The following is an 816-nucleotide window of genomic DNA, read 5'->3' on the forward strand; positions in this document are numbered from 1 at the left end:
ATGATCAGCAGTGAAGTGCGTCGTCGAGGGCTGTCGAATAACATTAAACTGGGGCCGGGTGGCATTCGCGAGGTTGAATTTATCGCGCAAGTGTTCCAGTTGATTCGTGGTGGCCGTGAGCCAAGCCTACGCGGTCGTGGTTTGTTGGAGACGCTTGAAGCCATCGACAGCTTGAAGCTTTTAGAGGCAGGTGAAGTTGCACACCTCAGAGACGCTTACCTATTCCTTCGCCGTTTAGAGAACCTACTGCAAGCGATGGCCGACAAGCAGACTCAAACCCTGCCTGATAATGAGCAAGAGCAGCTCCAACTGGCGGTAGCGATGCAGTTTGAAAGCTGGCAGGCACTGATTGATGAGACGCGCCAACATATGGCCAATGTTCATGTGGTGTTTGAAGAGCTTATTGGTGTGGAAGAGGAGGAAGCGAATCCAATCGCGAGCCACTTCAGTGAGCTGTGGGATATGGCACATAAGCCAGATGTGATTGAGCATGTCTTGGAGACAGACATTGATGCCGTCGACCCAAAGAAAGCCGCTAATACCATCATTCAGTTTAAGGCTGACATCGCGAAGAAAACGTTAGGCCCAAGAGGACGTGAAGTCCTTAACCGTTTGATGCCGAAAGTGTTCCAAGCTTTATATACCAATAAAGATGCAGAGTTTGGTTTATCCCGTGTGCTGCACCTGCTGCATAAAATCGTCACGCGAACGACTTACCTTGAACTGCTCGATGAACACCCTGCAGCTCTGACTCAGTTGGTACGCCTGTGTACCGCGAGTCCGATGATCTCAGAGCAGTTAGGGCGTTACCCACTC

Annotated in this window: 1 pseudogene; it reads left to right on the forward strand. The window is 50.7% G+C overall.

The window, feature by feature from the left end:
* Positions 1-816 (forward strand): annotated as a pseudogene (locus KIV40_RS28660) (bifunctional glutamine synthetase adenylyltransferase/deadenyltransferase); the annotation flags it as partial.

The organism is Vibrio sp. D173a (genome assembly GCF_030248475.1).